Origin of the sequence: Vibrio sp. HDW18 (assembly GCF_011306175.1) — a bacterium.
Classification (GTDB): Bacteria; Pseudomonadota; Gammaproteobacteria; order Enterobacterales; family Vibrionaceae; genus Vibrio; species Vibrio chanodichtyis.
Window position 1 is genome coordinate 2,436,917 of record NZ_CP049913.1, and the last position, 18,359, is coordinate 2,455,275.

General features: G+C 47.0%; 9 protein-coding genes, 2 tRNA genes and 1 CRISPR repeat array. Of the genes, 9 read left to right on the forward strand and 2 right to left on the reverse strand.

The features are described from left to right. On the reverse strand, positions 1-1,065 hold the full coding sequence (locus tag G7083_RS11565) for a GGDEF domain-containing protein (RefSeq protein ID WP_166014914.1): 1,065 nt from the start codon (positions 1,063-1,065) through the stop codon (positions 1-3). A 277-nt stretch (positions 1,066-1,342) separates the two neighbouring features. Between G7083_RS11565 and G7083_RS11570 the strand changes: the two genes are divergently transcribed. The 9 genes from G7083_RS11570 to G7083_RS11610 all read left to right on the forward strand — a co-directional run bounded on the left by G7083_RS11570 (position 1,343) and on the right by G7083_RS11610 (position 17,545). Then, positions 1,343-1,419: transfer RNA gene (locus tag G7083_RS11570), tRNA-Val, on the forward strand. Positions 1,420-1,456: 37 nt separating this feature from the next. Further along, positions 1,457-1,533 (forward strand) — tRNA-Val (locus G7083_RS11575). 306 nt (positions 1,534-1,839) lie between these two features. Continuing rightward, complete coding sequence (gene cas1f, locus G7083_RS11580; RefSeq protein WP_166014915.1) at positions 1,840-2,829, forward strand: type I-F CRISPR-associated endonuclease Cas1f; 990 nt, start codon at positions 1,840-1,842, stop codon at positions 2,827-2,829. Further along, complete coding sequence (gene cas3f, locus G7083_RS11585) at positions 2,826-6,194, forward strand: type I-F CRISPR-associated helicase Cas3f (protein ID WP_166014916.1); 3,369 nt, start codon at positions 2,826-2,828, stop codon at positions 6,192-6,194. Before cas1f ends, cas3f begins: the two co-directional genes overlap by 4 nt. After that, complete coding sequence (locus tag G7083_RS11590) at positions 6,194-7,483, forward strand: type I-F CRISPR-associated protein Csy1 (protein ID WP_166014917.1); 1,290 nt, start codon at positions 6,194-6,196, stop codon at positions 7,481-7,483. Before cas3f ends, G7083_RS11590 begins: the two co-directional genes overlap by 1 nt. Then, a complete protein-coding gene (gene csy2, locus G7083_RS11595) occupies positions 7,480-8,367 on the forward strand; it encodes a type I-F CRISPR-associated protein Csy2 (RefSeq protein WP_166014918.1) in 888 nt (295 codons plus the stop codon). The genes G7083_RS11590 and csy2 overlap by 4 nt, the downstream gene beginning before the upstream one ends. 11 nt (positions 8,368-8,378) lie before the next feature. Then, a complete protein-coding gene (csy3, locus tag G7083_RS11600) occupies positions 8,379-9,416 on the forward strand; it encodes a type I-F CRISPR-associated protein Csy3 (RefSeq protein WP_166014919.1) in 1,038 nt (345 codons plus the stop codon). Next, entirely contained in the window at positions 9,416-10,054 is a 639-nt protein-coding gene (gene cas6f, locus G7083_RS11605) for a type I-F CRISPR-associated endoribonuclease Cas6/Csy4 (RefSeq protein WP_166014920.1), read from the forward strand. Before csy3 ends, cas6f begins: the two co-directional genes overlap by 1 nt. Positions 10,055-10,209: 155 nt before the next feature. Next, positions 10,210-12,818: a CRISPR direct-repeat array (repeat unit 28 nt; unit sequence GTTCACTGCCGCACAGGCAGCTTAGAAA). Between the two features lie 191 nt (positions 12,819-13,009). After that, on the forward strand, positions 13,010-17,545 hold the full coding sequence (locus G7083_RS11610; protein ID WP_166014921.1) for an SslE/AcfD family lipoprotein zinc metalloprotease: 4,536 nt from the start codon (positions 13,010-13,012) through the stop codon (positions 17,543-17,545). Positions 17,546-17,604: 59 nt separating this feature from the next. Here G7083_RS11610 and G7083_RS11615 read toward each other — a convergent pair whose 3' ends face one another. Then, entirely contained in the window at positions 17,605-18,168 is a 564-nt protein-coding gene (locus G7083_RS11615) for an RNA methyltransferase (RefSeq protein ID WP_166014922.1), read from the reverse strand. Between the last annotated feature and the right edge of the window lie 191 nt (positions 18,169-18,359).

Consider the following 18,359-nt stretch of genomic DNA (forward strand, 5'->3'; position numbering starts at 1 on the left):
TTAGTGAGCTATATCGGCTTGCCGAGGACAGCTCATAGTGGCCTTCCCTTTGACATGTTGGCAAAGCCGCACCTGATTGCGACCCGCTTGCTTCGCTCGATAGAGTTCAATATCGGCGAGTTTCAGCAGGTCATTGAGTTTATCGCCCAGGTGATATTGACATACCCCAATACTAATCGTGACTTGTATCGGGACATCGCCTGCAGTAAACGAATGTTGGCTGATCATCGTTCGCAGTCGTTCACAGATCCGCTCTGCTTGTTCAAGTGATTGATCAAATAACGTGACACAAAACTCTTCACCACCGATCCGATACAAATTATGGTCGCCCACCATTTGGGTCAGTAAATCGGTGGTTTCTACCAGCACTTTATCGCCAGTATCATGCCCGTGTTGATCATTGATCGCTTTGAAAAAATCCAAATCAATAACCAACAAATAGAGCGATGTATCTTGACTCACTTGTTCAAAATGTTGGAAAGATGTGGCCAGTGATAAACGATTATGTGCGCCAGTAAGAGCATCACGTGAGGCTAGGTAGAGTAGGGAGTCTTCAATTTTGCGGCGATTTTTTTCATAGATATGGGCAACGACCCAAAGACCCACATAAGCAAAAGTTAAGTGAAGCAGTACCGGCCAATTAATCAGTGGTTCCATCCGTAATTGCCAATATACAATCGTAATTTGGAGCAGGAAAAAAACACTGCAGGTTAAAAAGGCAAAACGGGCTGAAGTAAAAATATAAAACAGGATTGGTACAAAACAGCTCCAAACATAAACCCCCATTGCTAATGGTTTAATATAGGTCGCAAATAGTGTTGTAACCGTGAGCAGCAGCAGATAAATACCCACTTGTCTTGCCGTATGAATCTGTCGCTTTGTCTGTGAATAGATGTAAAAAGAATACAAGGCACAGAGCATTTCTAGTAAGGCCAATTCAATTTGTGCAAATGACCAGAAATTGAATAATGCCATTGATAAGGCAATCAGCGCCCAGCAAAAACTCAAGCTGCATAAGACCGAAGCTCGCAACGTTTGTGTATTATCAAATAACCTAGCATTCATGCGACGACCCTCTCCGGGGCTAAATATAAGCATTGGTGTGTATACTACAGTGTTACCTTACGGGTTCAATATCATTTTTGAATGCATATCACAAAATTAGAGTTTGATCGATATTTGCTAACTCAATGATCTTGATAACAGAAATAGTAAACGATCCTCAATTGAGGGTAAAAAAGCATCAAATTGATGATAGAAAAGCCAACTGATTTAAAAATAAAGAAATTGGGCTTGCACACCACAAAATCTGCCGTTAATATCCACCTCGTTCTCAAGCGATGCGTCCGTGGCTCAGTTGGTTAGAGCACCACCTTGACATGGTGGGGGTCGGTGGTTCGAGTCCACTCGGACGCACCATTCCATTACTGAATGGTTATGCGAGAACAAAAAATTTGGGTCCGTAGCTCAGTTGGTTAGAGTACTACCTTGACATGGTAGGGGTCGGCGATTCGAGTTCGCCCGGACCCACCAAATTTTAAACAAAGCCCGCTATTTTTAGCGGGCTTTGTTGTTTCTGGCACTTGTGCCCATTTCCTTTTTTCTCTGCCTGCTTATTCCCGTATTACATCAACTCAATATCCCATAGCGATACCGGCTCAACGTTAATAAAAATACACCGCTAGCTACAACTTGTGGTTGAATCACGAACTCATCTAATTAATTATGCTACTTTGCGCATTGATACTAATGCCGTAAGCGCAACTATTTAGCATGATTAACCTGTATGACATCCCAATATGGTGATCTGAAACCTAACCGTTAGGAGTAGAGCAAATAATGGACGATTTATCTCCCTCCGATCTCAAAGTCATCCTGCACTCAAAGCGCGCCAACATGTATTACTTGGAATATTGCCGAGTAATGCAAAAAGATGGTCGCGTACTCTATTTGACCGAAGCCGACAAAGAAAACCTCTACTTCAATATTCCGATTGCCAATACCACCGTACTCATGCTCGGCAATGGCACCTCCATTACTCAAGCGGCCATGCGCATGCTCTCACAGGCTGGCGTATTGGTTGGATTTTGTGGCGGCGGCGGTACGCCACTGCATATGGCAACCGACGTCGAATGGTTCACACCACAAAGCGAATATCGCCCGACAGAATACTTACAAGGCTGGCTCTCATTCTGGTTTGATGATGAAAAGCGCTTGGCCGCCGCCAAACAATTCCAAAACGCACGGATTGATTACTTGCAGCGTGTTTGGCGATCAGACCGAGAATTAACGCTTGAGAAATTTAATCTACAAGATGAAGTAATAAAGCAATCCCTTGATACTTTTCACCAACGCACTGAAGCCGCGAGTAAACCAGCCGATCTGCTCCTCACTGAAGCGCAGCTCACTAAAGCACTGTACAAGTACGCCGCCAATAACACTGGCAAAGAAGGCTTTACTCGCCAACATCAACCAGACAAAAAATGCACCGACAAAGCCAACGATTTTCTCAATCACGGCAACTATTTAGCCTACGGGCTTGCGGCAAGCTGCCTGTGGGTGCTTGGCATTCCGCACGGCTTTGCCGTGATGCATGGCAAAACCCGCCGAGGCGCTTTGGTATTTGATGTCGCGGACTTAATCAAAGATGCCATTGTGCTGCCGTGGGCTTTTGTTTGCGCCAAAGAGAACGCCAGCGAACAAGAGTTTCGCCAACAAATTTTGCAAGCCTTCATCGAACACAAAGCGCTCGACTTCATGTTCGACACAGTGAAATACGTTGCACTGCAAGGTAAAGAGGAAGAAGAGCGCGAGGCATACCAATTATGATGGTCACCTTTGTGAGTCAATGCGAGAAAAACGCCCTCAAGAAAACCCGCCGTGTACTCGATGCCTTCGCCAACCGCATTGGTGATAACACCTGGCAAACCCTTATCACCGAAGAAGGGCTACTCACGGTGAAAAAAATGCTTCGCCAAACCGCCAGCCGCAGTACGGCGGTGAGTTGCCACTGGATACGCTCTCGTTCGCGCAGCCAGTTTTTGTGGGTGGTAGGTAACAAGAAGAAATTTAATGCAGAAGGATATGTGCCAGTAAACAGTACAGAGAAAGACCTGTTGAACAGTGAATTTGAAAATGATTGGAAATATTTACCCCTGATTAAAGCGATAACCGGAATGGCCGCTTTGCTGCACGATTGGGGTAAAGCCTCTTTACTTTTTCAGGAAAAGTTAAATCCAGAAATTAAAACCAAGCACAAAGGTGACCCGCTACGCCATGAGTGGATATCTTGTTTGCTGTTTCAGCAATGGATTTCCAATCAAACTCATGAACGTCTTGATGAGGTTTGGTTAAACGCACTCATTCATCAAGGCATTGATGAAACTTGCTTTAATACCAACGTGTTACAAAAAGAGAAAGCACTTGCCGAATTACCGACAGCGGCGGCTTTGATCGCTTGGCTGATCGTTTCTCATCACCGCCTGCCTCTACCCAAAGAGAAAGACTTGTGTGATAGACAACGAGAAGCTGATAACTCGTCGTTGGCGGATTTACTTGCCAGAATTACCCCAGCATGGGGTTATGAAAACCGCTTTGATGAGTACAACGCGCTGCTGCCGAAATGTTTTGAGTTTCCGTTGGGGCTACTTTCTAATTCCTCGATTTGGCTTGCTGAGCTAAAACGCCGTGCGAAAGACTTATTGCATCACCTGCCTTTGTTAGAGCGGGCGATGAATGATGGTAGTTGGCGGGGGATCCTCCACCATGCAAGGTTGTGCCTTATGCTAGGTGATCATTATTACTCTTCACAGCCTAATGATCATCAATGGAAAACGTCAATAGAGCTGTACGCCAACACCGATCCCACTACCAAAGCGCGTAAACAAAAGCTGGATGAGCACTTAGTGAATGTTGCCAAAGTCGCGGTGAACACAGTCAAGTTACTGCCGTTTTTTGAATCAGAGCCGCTAAGCGCCTCCGATCTCGACGAACTGGCACCTAAGGCCAATACGCCTAAAGCATTCCGTTGGCAAGACAAAGCGGTACGCAAAATCAATGAGTGGCGTGAACACACGGAAGATAAAAGCCAAGGTTATTTTGTGGTGAACATGGCCAGTACTGGTTGTGGCAAAACTATCGCCAACGCCAAAATTATGCAGGCGTTATCTGAAGAGGGTGAAAGTTTGCGTTTTATTCTGGCACTTGGCTTGCGCACACTCACTTTGCAAACCGGAGACGAATATAAAGAACGTCTCAAACTGCAAGAGAGCGATTTAGCAGTGCTGATTGGCTCTAAAGCCATTTCAGAGTTACATAAATCGGGTAAGGCGGTTGAAAAAGACGACATTGAACCCGAACAAGCTGACGCTGGTTCTGAGTCTTTGGAGAGTCTTCAAGATGAAAACGATGTTCTGGATTGGCAAGGTGTGCTGCCTGAAGAAGAGCTCACGACCGTTTTAACCAAAGAAAAAGACCGAAAACTTCTGTATGCCCCAGTACTGGTGTGCACGATAGATCACATTATGGCCGCAACAGAAACCAAACGCGGTGGCCGTTATATTTTGCCTTGTTTGCGTTTAATGTCATCCGACTTAGTGATTGATGAAATTGACGACTTTACCGGCGATGATCTGATTGCAATTGGCCGATTAGTGCATTTGGCTGGCATGCTGGGGCGCAAAGTGATGATTTCCTCTGCCACCATACCGCCGGATTTAGCATTGGGTTTATACAATGCCTATCGTCAAGGGTGGGCAGTGTTTGCTGCCAGCCGTGATCGAGTAAGCAGTATCAATTGTGTTTATGTCGATGAATTTAGCGCTGATGTTCAGATGGTGGGCTGCGATGATCCTGATTTAGCTGCTTATGAGGCTTTCCAGCAACGCTTTGTGTCTAAACGCGTGGATAAGCTCAAACAGCAGGTCGCGAAGAGAAAGGCCGATATCATTCCATGCATTAAACAGGGTGAGCAACCGCTGGAGAAACAGTACTTCGAGACTGTGAAGCAAGGGGTTTTAGCCAAACACCAGCACCACAACACGTTAGAACCAGAAAGCCAAACAAGGGTGTCGTTCGGTGTGGTTCGGGTTGCCAATATTCAACCTTGCGTCGAATTAACCCAATATCTACTGAGCTGTGATTGGCCTGCCGATATCGAAGTGCGTTGTATGGCTTATCACAGCCAGCAAGTTATGTTGCTGCGTCATGTGCAAGAAAAGCATTTGGATGAAGTTCTCAAACGCAAAGAGAAAGCGGGTGAATTACCTAGTGCATTTGCTCATCCCGTGATCCGCGAACATCTAACCACTTGCCAAGTGAAAAACCTGATTTTTATTCTGGTTGCAACTCCGGTCGAGGAAGTGGGGCGCGACCATGACTTTGACTGGGCGGTGATTGAACCCTCATCTTTTCGTTCGATTATTCAAATGGCAGGTCGGGTACGCAGGCATCGCGATGGCGAGATTAAAGAGCCCAATATTGGCTTGTTGCAATACAACCTCAAAGGCTTTAAGGGAGGCTCAGATCGAGTATTTAACTACCCAGGTTACGAAACAGACAGCACCACTCAGCTCGTCACTCATGATTTATGTGAGTTGGTGGATGAAAAGTCGCTGCTGCAAGCGGTCAATGCCATTGTTCGTATTCAAAAGCGAGCAGTGCTAGAACCGCGCAACAACTTGGCGGATTTAGAGCACTTTGCCACCGCGAAAACCCTTGGCACCGATCACCTTGGCAAACCACAGCAAGCCAATACTAGCCGTCAGGATAGATACAGCCGTAATCGTCGCAGTAGCTCGCCGCAGTCATGTTGGTATGAGCATCTGCACGGTCATATTCACGGCTACTGGTGGCTTACTGCACTGCCGCAATATTTCAAACGCTTTCGTAAAAGTGAACCCACAGTGCAAATCTACTTAGTCAAAAAAGCGCGCAGCATCGAGTTTTGTTTGCCTGACGAGGGGATGCCTTCAATCGATGAAGTGTTAAATATTAAACACCTGCCGCTGGCATCAACGCAGCAACAGAAGCTCTGGCTACAGCGTGATTACAGCGAGCTAGTCAGTTTATACAGTCCAAGCCCTGAGCAGGAGTTCGCCACCTCAGTGCGCTATGGAGAAATCAGTTTTATCTACCGTGAAGGTAATCAGCAATACAGCTACAACGACCAACTAGGGTTGGTTAAGGTTAAATAATGGAGGGGAGTCGCGTGTTAGATCCAGCAATAGCCGCCTTTTTTGCTGAGCGTAAAGAAGCATGGCTAAAGAAAAACATCAGTGCAGCAATGTCTGATACAAAAGTATTGGAAAAACAACAGGAGTGTGAGCAAAACTTTCTATTAGACAATTGGTTGCCTGATGCGGCGCGTAGAATATGTAGTAGGGCGTTAACTACTCATCCAAGTAAATTTAGCCATCCAAGTACAGGCGTTGGAAAAACAAATATTAAGGATGGCACATTTGTAACTCCTGTATTATTTGCAGGAAATCAACGCAATGATGGTTTTGTCAGATCTGGCAATGTTAGATTTGATTTGACTGATTCAGTTGGAGATGCTGGCGCGTTGGCCGCTGAAGATTTCCTTCGCGTTACTCTTTCTGATGGTATGAGTGTTCTTCAACACATCGAGTCTGAAACTAAAGTAGCTAGAGAGCTTTTAACAGTAAAAGGTGTTGACTATGAACAACTCCGGTCAAGCTTCTTAGCTATTAAAAGTACAAGTGAAGGAACATCTACGAACTCAAAAATCAAGCAGGTTTATTTTCCGGTCGCAGATCAGCAGTATCACTTACTTTCTTTATTGACGCATTCTGGTCACTTATTTGAGCTCCGCCAACGTCTTGATGAGCTTGGTAGAGAGACAAATAGAGTACGAGAGTACAAAAAGTTAAATCAATATCATCCCGCTGGTTACCAAGAAATATTTGGCCTAACTACGATAGGATTTGGTGGAACTAAACCCGCAAATATAAGTGTGCTAAACAATAAATTTGCAGGTAAAGCACATTTGCTGGCCTCCATTCCACCGGAGTTAACACCTCGCGATATCCGGCTGCCGAAAACGGATTTTTTCAAAGAGAGTTTTACCGCTAGGCAAGCCAAAGAAGTACTTGAATCGTTGCATCGACTCTTTCAAACCGACTACAACAACATCAATCTCCGTGATGGCCGTGACTACCGCATTCAGCAATACGTTGATTTAGTGATTGAAAAAATGTGGCAAGTACGTCTTTTTCTTGAAGCGTATTCCGGTGAATTATCGAGTGCGTTGCCTTTGGAGCAAAAAATTTGGCTCTATCCAGAGTTTGCTGAGCAGCGTCAGCAAGAGGATGAGTGGCTCGATAAAATCATTCGCCACATTGCGCGAGGCTTAATCAACCATTACAGCCGTAGCAAAGTGATCACTAATCCCGTCACATTGGCAGACCAAGAGCTGCTGGCGATAGAAGAGGTGGTTGCCAGCAATAAGGAGAACTTGCGATGAACGTATTGATCTTACCGCATCTTAAAATTCACAACGCCAATGCACTTTCAAGCCCCTTTACTATTGGCTTTCCTGCCATGACGGCATGGCTAGGCTTTGTGCATGCCTTAGAGCGCAAGCTCAGCCAAGCAGGGTTATCTGATCTCATGCTGCATAGTGCTGCTGTAGTGAGCCACCGTTGTGATGTACAGACTCATAAAGGCGAAGGTGACTTTGTTCATTCAATTATCGGTACTGGCAATCCACTTGATAAGGATGGTTCACGCTCGGCATTTATCGAGGAAGCACGCTGTCATTTGGATGTCTCACTTGTCATTGAGTGGAGTGGTAATGAAGAGCAAGTTCAGCAGCCAGACTTTATCCAGCAGTTGCAAGCAGTTATCGCGACGATGAAAGTCGCAGGAGGCGACGTTCTTGCCGTTGGGAAGCCCTCAGTTAAATCTGTGATAACTGAGGATGATACTGGCAGAGTTCTGCGCCAATTAATGCCAGGCTACGTGCTGATCGAACGCCGCGATTTAATGATTGACGCCATGCAGCAAGGTGATGACGCAATAGATGCGCTGCTTGGTTACCTCACCGTACACCACCATTGTGAGCAGCTTGAAGACCAAAGTGTTGTTTGGCATAGCCAGCGCAAGACGAGTGGCTGGATTGTGCCGATTGCCACTGGTTTTCAGGGTATCTCACCATTAGGTGAAGCAAAAAATCAGCGCGATCCATCAGTGCCGCACCGCTTTGCCGAAAGTGTGGTCACACTGGGTGAATTTGTCATGGTGCACAAAATCAAACATCTCGATGACATCCTTTGGCAATACCACCCCGATTTAGAAAACGATCTTTACCTTTGTCAGCCAGTTAACGCTATCAACGAACATCAATAAGGAACAACCTCATGGCTAAAAATAACGACATCGCATCAGTACTCGCATTTGAAAAAAAACTAGTCCCATCCGATGGCTACCTCTTTGGATGCCAGTGGGAAACCAAAGAGCAAGCAATCCCATTAGCCCTACAAGAAAAATCAGTGCGTGGCACAGTTTCCCACCGCCTTAATAAAGGTGGTGAAAAGGATATTATGAAGCTGGATATGGATATTGCATCTCCAAACCCGCAGCGGGTGGATGCCTGTGCGTTGGGGCTAGAGCAAGATACCCTGAAGCTACATTTCACACTCAAAGTATTAGGGGGGCTTGCCCAACCTTCGGCGTGTAACAATGCGCTGTTCAAACAGAGCTATAGTGCTGCGGTTTCAAAGTACATTACCAAATATGGCTGTTTCGAATTGGCGAAACGCTATGCCACCAATCTTGCCAATGCCCGCTTTCTATGGCGCAACCGCGTTGGCGCAGAAGAGATTGAAGTGCAAGTCAGGGCATTAAACAAAGGGACTGAGCAGGCGTGGACTTTTAATGCCAAACAATTCAGTACTAAACACTTTGATCATAACGATCCACAGATCAATAGTTTGGCCGACAGAATTGCTCAGGTGCTAGCCAGTGAAACTGATCATTTGATGCTGCAAATTGACTGCTACGCGAAGGTGGGTAAAGCCCAAGAAGTTTACCCAAGTGAAGAGTTAGTAATGGATAAAGGCAACAGCAAATCCAAGAAAAGTAAAATCCTATATGCGGTTAATGAGCATGCTGCGATGCACTCACAAAAAATTGGTAACGCACTGCGTTCCATTGATACTTGGTACCCAGATTACGCATCTGAGGAGCAAAGTGCAGGTGCTATTGCAATAGAGGTTTATGGTGCAGTTACCAATTTAGGTAAGGCATTCCGAACACCTAAAAAAAATGACTTTTACACCTTTTTTGATAAATGGGCGCGTGGTGAGAGCTTGCCTCGTGAAGAAGATGAGCATTATGTTATGGCGGTATTGGTGCGCGGTGGTGTGTTTGGCGAAAGTGACAAAAAGGGGCAGTGATGAACTACTACCAAGAGATCACTTTATTACCTGATGCCGACATTGCCTTAGGCTTTCTTTGGCAAAACGTCTTTCAACAAGTCCACATTGCTTTGGTGGAGCACAAAGTGGGTAGCAATCAATCTCTGGTTGCGGTCGGTTTTCCAGATTTCCGTCAAGCAAAGTTTCCGCTCGGCGCTAAGCTGCGTCTCTTTGCGCAAGAACAGGCGACACTGGAAAAGCTAGTCATCCACCAATGGCTAACTCGGCTAGAAGACTATGTGCACATCAAAGGGATCAAGCCAGTACCAAGCGATGTAACTTACGTAAGCTTTGTACGCAAGCAGGTGAAATCGCCCGAACGGATAGAGCGGGATATGCAGCAAAAAGCCGAACTATGGGCAGCAAAATCCGGTAAACCGCTGGTGGAATGTCTAGCGGATTTGCAACAAAGCAAGCCGACAGCATTGTGCTCTTTGCCGTTTATTTACTTGCATAGCCAGCAAACCAAGCAGCGCTCACCAGATAAAAACAGCAAGTTCCCGCTGTTTATTGAGATGCAGCAGCAAAGCACATCACAAGATGGGAGCTTTGATTGCTATGGTTTGAGTAGCAAAGCGAATGGACAATCAGCATTGGCTACCGTACCGCACTTTTAAATTGAACGAAAAAGGGTAGTTTTTACCCTTTATTTTTGCTCTTTAAAAATGTGCATTTAAAACAAATGGTTGCAACGGGTTGTTTTTAACAAGGTAAAAAGATGATTTTTACCCTAACAGCTTGTTGCAGATTATTTTTATCGGTTTATTCTATTGTTCACTGCCGCACAGGCAGCTTAGAAATGCGCGGCCTGATTCGTCCCAATTCTCACCAAGTTCACTGCCGCACAGGCAGCTTAGAAAAATCGGCGACGCCGCGCTCGGCTGCAAGCAGCGTTCACTGCCGCACAGGCAGCTTAGAAACAAGCGCTTCGAGTGCGCTATTTAACCCTTGGGTTCACTGCCGCACAGGCAGCTTAGAAATCCCAGTCAGCGTACACAGTTGACAGATCGATGTTCACTGCCGCACAGGCAGCTTAGAAAATTCCAAACTCATCATTTAGCTGGTCAAAACTGTTCACTGCCGCACAGGCAGCTTAGAAAAGCAGATGGCGTCGGAATTCCAATCGGGAATCGTTCACTGCCGCACAGGCAGCTTAGAAAGAACAGTGTTGGCGGCATGATATTTCTCGACTGTTCACTGCCGCACAGGCAGCTTAGAAAAAGCAGCAGCACGCCGCCATCGACAAACACGCGTTCACTGCCGCACAGGCAGCTTAGAAAACGCTGGAAGTCAGTCACGCTGAATTCAAACGGTTCACTGCCGCACAGGCAGCTTAGAAACGCAATACCTCAACGCCGCTGATCACAAAGCCGTTCACTGCCGCACAGGCAGCTTAGAAATGTATGTAGCTTCGCCGATGCTCGACAGCCTGGTTCACTGCCGCACAGGCAGCTTAGAAAGCCTTTGGGGTCAAATCGACTTGGTAAGTTCGGTTCACTGCCGCACAGGCAGCTTAGAAACCAATATGCATTAGCGTCACTGGTGCGCTCGCGTTCACTGCCGCACAGGCAGCTTAGAAAAGTAGCGTCGGTGATTCGTCATCAAATAACATGTTCACTGCCGCACAGGCAGCTTAGAAAAACTATAGCCACCAAATTAACCATTTACCGTGGTTCACTGCCGCACAGGCAGCTTAGAAAAAACCGGTCTATCGTTTATGATGGACGCAGGCGTTCACTGCCGCACAGGCAGCTTAGAAATGAGTTGTCATAAGCGCCGTAGCACACCATTGGTTCACTGCCGCACAGGCAGCTTAGAAATATCCAATGCATTCATGGGTTTGGCGGTCAGTGTTCACTGCCGCACAGGCAGCTTAGAAACCATAAAAGCCCTAAAATACCTTTAGGGCTTTTGTTCACTGCCGCACAGGCAGCTTAGAAAGCCTACATAATCATGCTCATATTTCGGATTATGTTCACTGCCGCACAGGCAGCTTAGAAAAAGCTCTAGCACAATGGCTGAAATAACATATTCTTCACTGCCGCACAGGCAGCTTAGAAATGCTGCTGTAACAACCGTGAAATCCTGACCGCGTTCACTGCCGCACAGGCAGCTTAGAAACAGCTCGCACGCTAGGTATTCTTGAATGCCAGGTTCACTGCCGCACAGGCAGCTTAGAAAAACCCTACAGTGGTTAGCATTGGTGCGGAAACGTTCACTGCCGCACAGGCAGCTTAGAAATTAGAATCACAAGAGGAATCAACACCACTCCTGTTCACTGCCGCACAGGCAGCTTAGAAATACCCGCCAAGAGACGCAGCTTGTGAAGACGCGTTCACTGCCGCACAGGCAGCTTAGAAAAAAGCACGAAAGCCCCAAGCGGCGAATACTGCGTTCACTGCCGCACAGGCAGCTTAGAAATGCAGATAGCTCTGAGTATACAGAGGAAAACTGTTCACTGCCGCACAGGCAGCTTAGAAAATCTCGAACCGCTGACAGCACCGGGCCCTTACGTTCACTGCCGCACAGGCAGCTTAGAAAACACAATCGTAAGCCTCGGTGGTTGACGCGAAGTTCACTGCCGCACAGGCAGCTTAGAAAAGCCATAGACCATGCTTGGCACGGAAATCCACGTTCACTGCCGCACAGGCAGCTTAGAAAAGAACGCGCTCGCAGACACAGCAATGTTATGTGTTCACTGCCGCACAGGCAGCTTAGAAAAACTATGACCCAGCGCCGGAAGGGTCGGATTAGTTCACTGCCGCACAGGCAGCTTAGAAAAGATCCCGATGATGCTTTAATGTGGCCTTATGGTTCACTGCCGCACAGGCAGCTTAGAAATATTGTGCCTAAAAAAGCGATTGAGGCCGCACGTTCACTGCCGCACAGGCAGCTTAGAAATCAATGGCATACACCACTGTCACATACTTGGTGTTCACTGCCGCACAGGCAGCTTAGAAAAAGCATTAGCAAAAGACCAGAAGAAGCTTTATGTTCACTGCCGCACAGGCAGCTTAGAAAATGATGTTGGTGAAAAGCGTGAAAACGTCTTTGTTCACTGCCGCACAGGCAGCTTAGAAAAAAAGGCGCTCACAACAGCTATGAAAGGCGCGGTTCACTGCCGCACAGGCAGCTTAGAAATTGCGGGTAACACTCGCAAAGCCACGGTTTTTGTTCACTGCCGCACAGGCAGCTTAGAAAGGACAGGCTAAAAGGATCACAAAACGATCAGAGTTCACTGCCGCACAGGCAGCTTAGAAAATCAGTGCGGTTTTTACCGTGCCTATCATAGTGTTCACTGCCGCACAGGCAGCTTAGAAATGCGGTCTAGCTCCATGCTCTGCTTGATTTGAGTTCACTGCCGCACAGGCAGCTTAGAAAGTAACATCGGTCATTGTTATCACCGATCATGCAAAACCGCCCAGCTTACTTATGATTGTCTTGATGGTTATTGGTTGTGGTATTGACTCCTTTTTCTTGTAAGGAAATTCCTACGTTTCTGCTTGTTGACATATCGCATTGAAAAATCAACCATTTCATTTGAATCCCTTATTAAAAAACAATAGGTCAGAATGATAAATACAAAGCTTAAATTGATCTCAGCAATGGTTATGTTGGCCCTGTCTGGATGCAATCATGATTCCATGCCAATCGACCCCCCTAGTGTGGGTGGTGGCGAATTACCGGATATAGGGGTTGATGACCCGATTATTGCGGCTCAGCTCTCTTTGGATGGTAACCTGATCTTTGGTGGTTCAGTATTGTGTAATGATGCGCCAGCCAATCAATTTACAGTGCCACAAAAAGGCAATGTGATCTGTACCGTTGAGGGGCTAACGCTGGCGACGTTTATTGCTCCTTTTGTGGGAGAGGAGAGTCAATCGACGAATGTTAATCAACGTTCTAGCTCTTTTGAATTAATGAAATTGATTGATGCCGATGAATATAAAGACTCGGCAGTGCGCCAGAGTAATCTACAAATCTTGATCAATAATATGGGTAATGTGCAGGGCAAAACGATTGAACTGAATTTTACCTCATCTCGAGATGCATTAACTTTTGAGAATTATCTCAACCATCTTGATATGCCAAGCGCAGAGTTTCGTGAACTGATTGTTGAAAAAGTCAGCAATGATAACCAAGTGGATAAGCAACCATCCACCCATGTGCCGGATATTACGCCAGCGCTAACCACTGGAAGCTCGAATGATTTAAACAGCAGTTTTGTCTCCGCCAATGCGGAAGAGAGTTTACAGTATCAACCAACCTCTGTGATTTTGAGCCAAGGGCGACTACTTGATAGTGACGGCCGTGCGGTGAATGGCATTGCTTACTTTAGTAATAACAGCCGTGGTGTCACGGGCGTTTCTCAATCTGGTCGTGCGATGGGGGATGGAGGCTTTGAGTTCTCGTGGGGGGATTCGATCAGCTTTGCGATTGATACTTTTGAGCTTGGTACACTGCGTGGCAACAAAACCACATTTCAACTGACCGATCTTGGCAGTGAGAATGCCGGTAAAAATGCGCAAGCACTGGTGCTGCGTTATGCTGAGCAAACTGAGGATACGGTGTCGATTAGCGATAAGGTGACCCAAGTTTTTGCCCAGTACCCGAATGTGGTGAATGAGGCAATTTCGCTCTCGCTGAGCAATGAGGACGTGGAATTAAAGATCGGTGCTGAGCAAACCCAAATTGTGCTGGGTGAATTTGCCCAGCAATTTTCACAAGGGATCGCGGCAGAGATTGATCAGGCATTACAGCCGACCAGTTTGTACCAAACGAGATCGCAGGCGACGCCGAGATCGGCGGTCGATCAAGAAGCGAGCCGTATTCAAGCCGATATTGAAAAGCTTTGGGGCAGCACGAGCACCGCTTGGCAAGATGGCTGGAAAAAAGTTGAACGGTTCCATGTGTTCCATGACAGTACCAATTTTTACGGTAGTACGGGTTCTGCACGCGCACAAGCGGCGGTTAATATTGCCAACTCGGCCTTTCCTGTACTGATGGCACGCAATGACAATAACTATTGGATTGATTTTGGTAAGCCCAAAGCGTGGGATGCTCAAGGTTTAGCCTTTATTACCGAAGCGCCTTCCCAAGTCGAGCCGGAAAAGGTTTCCGCCGAAACAGCGACCTTTAACTTGCCGTTTATCAGTCTTGGTGAGCTTGGCCAAGGTAAAGTGATGGTGCTGGGCAATGCCCGTTATAACAGCATACTGGTTTGCCCGAATGGCTTTAGTTGGGGTGGGAGTGTTGATCAGCAAGGCAATTGTACCGCGGGTAGTGATAGCGATGATATGGCCAATTTCTTCACGAATGTGCTGCGTTATTTGACGCAAAATGCATCAAGTGAAGCTGGCACGGGCTCACAAATGACCATCGGTACTAATATACCGTCGGTTTATTTTAAACGTGCGGGTCAAGTGATGGGTAGCTCTGCTCCATTTGTACTCGACTCGCGCTTTGCGGCGGAGACTGTCCAACTTACTGATTTTAGTCATTTAGATCCAGTAACCATACCAGTGGTGATCATCAATGCGTACGAATATCGCGGCCATACTGCAATGGGTGCTTATGATCTACCGCTGAGCGCTGATCTCAGCCGTCCTAAATTGAGCCAACAAGACGTTAGTGACTTGATTGACTATGTGACTTGGGGCGGAAATGTCTTAATGATGGAAACCGTGGTCAACCGTACCAGCTTGGGCGAGATTGATCGCTTGCTTGACAGTGCCGGCATTGCGTTTGGCATGGGGTCAAGTGTGGTGGCCGATGGCAATGGTCCAAGTGGTGGCTATCCTGATCGGGTGCGTAACCAACGTCAACATGGTATTTGGGTGTTAGAGCGTTATGCCGCCGTGAATGGGGATGGTGGACCTATGCTGCCTTACACCATTAACGAAGACGGTAGCGTTGAATGGTATTTTATTCTTCATAACAAACCGAGCGATAAGCCGAGCCTTGAAATGGCGACTTGGACGCAAGTCGATGATGAAGGCAATGCAAGCCGACAGGTTGCTTTTATTGATGAAGCCGATCACCTGCAAAAGGATGCCGATGGAGTAGAAGTGCTCAATCAGGCCAGTTTAGCGACGGCTAAGCAGCGCATTCTGAATGCGTTTCCTACCTCCACGGGTCTGGCGTATCAAGAGTGTCGCGATGATCAGTTCAATTACGAAGTTAACTGTTTGGAATATCGTCCCGGTAACGGCATTCCCGTGACTGGGTCAATGTATCGCCCACGTTATACTGAGCTAAAACTGGGTAACGATGAAGCCCAAGCGATGATTAAAGCGGCTAACTTAGGCACCAATATTGAAGCCCTGTATCAACATGAACGTTATTTCCGTACCAAAGGTAAGCAGGGTGAGCGCTTAAGCAGTGTCGATCTCAACCGCATTTATCAAAATATGACGGTGTGGCTGTGGAATGATCTCGATTATCGCTATGAATCTACTTATGACGATGAGCTGGGTTTTAAACGCTTTACCGAGTTTCTTAACTGCTATACCCGCAATCTTGCTGGCGGCAATACGGTCTGCCCTGAGGATCTGCAATTGCAGTTGACGGAGATGCAGATGGTGTATGGCGCTGAAGAGGGTGAGTATGCTGGGCAAATGAACCCGAGCTATCCGCTCAACTATATGGAAAAGCCTCTGACGCGTTTAATGCTCGGTCGCTCGTTCTGGGATCTGGATGTGAACGTCGATGTACGCCAATTCCCAGGTGAAGCCAAAGGAGCGAATGGCAAAACGGTGCAGCTTGATATGCGTAACCAAACCAGCGCTTGGTTTGCCGGTAATCGTCAGCCTACGGGGCAATGGGCGGTGGCTCAGCAACCCTTTCAGGTCAGCGTGACTGGCGAAAGCCAGCCAGTGACTATCACGATTGCGCTGGCCGATGATCTCACTGGGCGTGAAAAACATGAGCTGGGCCTGCAACGTCCACCACGCATGACCAAATCTTTCGTGATTGGTGGGGGGCAAAACAGTAGCCAGAGTTTTACGGTTCCTTATGGTGGTTTGATTTATGCCCAAGGTGGTAATAGTGAGCAAGTTTCGCTGACTTTTGCAGGTACGATTGATGCACCGTTATATCAAGGTGAAGAGTGGATCAACGGACTGGATGCGCCGGCCCCGATCGGTGAAGTGGTGTCAGATAGCTTTATCTTTACCGCACCGAAAGCCAATTTGCAGGCCAATGGCTATGAAGGCGGAATTGCCCAATTTGCGCAAGATCTGGATCAGTTTGCCTTAGATCTTAGCGATTTCTACGCCCGTGATGAAGGCATTGAAGGCAAACTGAATCGCCAAGCAACCAGTGCCAGCAATCCGAATAACCGTCACCATTTTGTCAATGATATTGCGATTAGCATTGGTGCGGCGCACTCGGGTTATCCGGTGATGAATGCCAGTTTTAATGCTGCGAGTAATAAACTGAATACCAACCCACTCAACAGTTGGTTACTGTGGCATGAAATTGGCCACAACGCCGCAGAAGCCCCGTTTAATGTTGAAGGGGCGACCGAAGTGGTTAACAACTTATTGGCGCTGTATATGCAAGATCGCCATTTAGGCAAAATGGCGCGTGTTGAGCAGGATATTCAAATTGCACCGCAATTTGTGCGACTAGAACAAGGTCATGCGTGGGCCGCCGGTGGTGCAGGGGAGCGCTTGGTGATGTTTGCCCAACTTAAGGAGTGGGCAGAAAGCGAATTCCAGATTGCCGATTGGTATCCCGGAGAGCTGCCAAGTTATTACTCGGCGCAAGATGGCGTGAAAGGTTGGAACTTATTTAAGCTGATGCACCGTTTGACCCGCAACGCGCAAGATGATGCGATCAGCCTAAAAGGTGACAATTTATGCCAACTGAGTGGCTTAGGTAAAAGTGATCAGTTGATGCTGTGCGCTTCTTACGCGACGCAAACCGATCTCAGTGAGTTTTTCCAAGCTTGGAATCCCGGTAGTCGAGCGTTTGTATACCCAGGCGATCCTCATCCCTACTATGAAGGGGGTGTGAGCGATGCTGGGGTTAAACGAGTACAAGCACTCTCATATCCAAAACCACAGCGCGATCCGTTAAAGGTCGATCGAATTAGCATGCATTAATCATTTGATTGAAAAGGCCGAAATAGCGTCTGTTCGCCGTCGCTATTTTGGCCATTCCCTTATTCTATCCCGTGATTCGCGGTCTCTTCCTCATTTTGCATCGACAGGCCAGATTTTACTTTTAAGCGATTTTTGTTATCACGATTGGCCAGCACTTGCTGGCGATCATCAATCGGACCTAGATTTTTCGCCAAACGATCATACAACACGACATTAACGGTTGCCGCGAGGTTCATACAACCGTAGGTCGGCACGTAAACCACATGCTGAGCTTGATCGACCAGATCTTGCGGCAGTGAGCCATCTTCTGGGCCAAAAAGATACATTGCGTGGGTTGGGTGAACAAATTCAGGCAGTGCCGTGGCTCCAACCACCAATTCAACACATACGATTTCCACCTTGTTATCAAGATCTGCGCTGAGCGAGTCCATCGCGACTAACTCAATTCGCTGTTGAATATTCTGCGTATCGGTTTGAAACTTTGCGGCGCGCTGATAACGAGTGCCGCTATAACGTACCTGAGTCGCGTTATAACAGCCTGCCGCGCGCATGACGGCACCGACATTGGTTGGGCTTTTCGGGTTATGTAGTCCAATAATGACTGTTGATTGTTTGCTTGTCATCGCTGTAATTCTACTTCTGTTGGTTTTTGGCGAGCCTCACGCTCGTTAAAGGCGGGATTATCGCTCTAAGCTCGGTCCAGCGCTAGGCCAGAAAAGCGTTAGCGGTGATTGGCTTTTTTAGTTTAGTTACACAAAGTTAAAGAGTAAGCTGTGATGCGAAACAGCTAGCGTGATGATTTTTTGCCTATTTA